The 2,306-nt window shown below is 55.5% G+C and carries 2 rRNA genes (1 of these 2 only partly in view); both read left to right on the forward strand.

Going from position 1 to position 2,306, the window contains the following annotated elements:
- Nucleotides 1-2,047 (forward strand): 23S ribosomal RNA (locus QMK34_RS46890) (it extends 1,187 nt beyond the left edge of the window).
- Nucleotides 2,048-2,187: 140 nt separating this feature from the next.
- A 5S ribosomal RNA gene (gene rrf, locus QMK34_RS46895) occupies nt 2,188-2,304 on the forward strand.
- The last annotated feature ends 2 nt before the right edge of the window (nt 2,305-2,306 follow it).

Here is a 2,306-nt window from a genome sequence, read left to right on the forward strand (position 1 = left end):
ACGGCCAGCTAAGGCCCCTAAGTGTGTGCTCAGTGGGAAAGGATGTGGGATTGCCCAGACAACCAGGAGGTTGGCTTAGAAGCAGCCACCCTTGAAAGAGTGCGTAATAGCTCACTGGTCAAGTGGTCCTGCGCCGACAATGTAGCGGGGCTTAAGCACACCGCCGAAGCTGTGTCATTGACACATATGATCGGCTTTCACCTTGAGTGAAGGTCTAGTCGTGTTGATGGGTAGGGGAGCGTCCTGCATCCAGGGAAGCGGCCGTGTGAACGAGTCGTGGAGGGTGTGGGAGTGAGAATGCAGGCATGAGTAGCGAATGCAGAGTGAGAAACTCTGCCGCCGGATGACCAAGGGTTCCTGGGCCAGGCTAATCCGCCCAGGGTAAGTCGGGACCTAAGGCGAGGCCGACAGGCGTAGTCGATGGATAACGGGTTGATATTCCCGTACCCGAGCATGTGCGCCCAGGATGAGGCGGTTGATACTAACCACCCAAAGCCTAACGATAAAACCTTCGGGTGGAGTTGTTGGGTGGAGCGTGGGATCTGATTCCGTAGTAGTCGAGTGATGGGGTGACGCAGGAAGGTAGCTCCGCCAGTGAATGGTAGTACTGGTGTAAGCGTGTAGGCCGAGACATAGGCAAATCCGTGTTTCATTGAAGGCTGAGACGTGATGCGTAGCCGATTGAGGTGAAGTAGAGTGATCCTATGCTGCCGAGAAAAGCCTCTAGCGAGTGCATGCACGGCCCGTACCCCAAACCAACACAGGTGGTCAGGTAGAGAATACTAAGGCGATCGGGTGAACTGTGGTTAAGGAACTCGGCAAAATGCCCCCGTAACTTCGGGAGAAGGGGGGCCGCAGCACTTGAAGCCCTTCGCGGGCTAGGGTGGGGCGGCCGCAGAGACCAGCGGAAAGCGACTGTTTACTAAAAACACAGGTCCATGCGAAGTCGCAAGACGATGTATATGGACTGACGCCTGCCCGGTGCTGGAACGTTAAGAGGACCGGTTAATCCTTCGGGGTGAAGCTGAGAATTTAAGCGCCAGTAAACGGCGGTGGTAACTATAACCATCCTAAGGTAGCGAAATTCCTTGTCGGGTAAGTTCCGACCTGCACGAATGGCGTAACGACTTTCCGGCTGTCTCAACCACAGGCCCGGCGAAATTGCACTACGAGTAAAGATGCTCGTTACGCGCGGCAGGACGGAAAGACCCCGGGACCTTTACTATAGTTTGGTATTGGTTTTCGGTTCGGCTTGTGTAGGATAGGTGGGAGACTGTGAAGCTGTGACGCTAGTTATGGTGGAGTCAATGTTGAAATACCACTCTGGTCGAATTGGGAATCTCAACCTCGGACCATGATCTGGTTCAGGGACAGTGCCTGATGGGTAGTTTAACTGGGGCGGTTGCCTCCTAAAGAGTAACGGAGGCGCCCAAAGGTTCCCTCAGCCTGGTTGGCAATCAGGTGTTGAGTGCAAGTGCACAAGGGAGCTTGACTGTGAGACAGACATGTCGAGCAGGGACGAAAGTCGGGACTAGTGATCCGGCACCACCTGGTGGAAGGGGTGTCGCTCAACGGATAAAAGGTACCCCGGGGATAACAGGCTGATCTTGCCCAAGAGTCCATATCGACGGCATGGTTTGGCACCTCGATGTCGGCTCGTCGCATCCTGGGGCCGGAGTAGGTCCCAAGGGTTGGGCTGTTCGCCCATTAAAGCGGCACGCGAGCTGGGTTTAGAACGTCGTGAGACAGTTCGGTCCCTATCCGCCGCGCGCGTAGGATACTTGAGGAAGGCTGTCCCTAGTACGAGAGGACCGGGACGGACGAACCTCTGGTATGCCAGTTGTCACGCCAGTGGCATGGCTGGTTAGCCACGTTCGGAAGGGATAACCGCTGAAGGCATCTAAGCGGGAAGCCTGTTCCAAGATGAGGTATCCCACCCCCTTGTGGGTTAAGGCCCCCAATAGACCATTGGGTTGATAGGCCAGAAATGGACGCACCGTAAGGTGTTTTGAGTTGACTGGTACTAATAGGCCGAGGACTTGTCCACAAACATGCTACGCATCCACTCTACAGCTCTGAAACACCACACTCTTGTGTGTGTGGTTTCACGGTGAATACCCTGACCAACCCCGGGGTGTTGTTCCGTGAGACCGCATGGACATGACAGTGTGTGTGGTTTCGCAGAGTTACGGTGGTTATAGCGCCAGGGAAACGCCCGGTCCCATTCCGAACCCGGAAGCTAAGCCTGGTAGCGCCGATGGTACTGCAGTCGAAGGATTGTGGGAGAGTAGGACGCCGCCGAACAC

It is taken from the genome of Amycolatopsis sp. H20-H5, assembly GCF_035828755.1.
In the GTDB taxonomy this organism is placed as follows: domain Bacteria; phylum Actinomycetota; class Actinomycetes; order Mycobacteriales; family Pseudonocardiaceae; genus Amycolatopsis.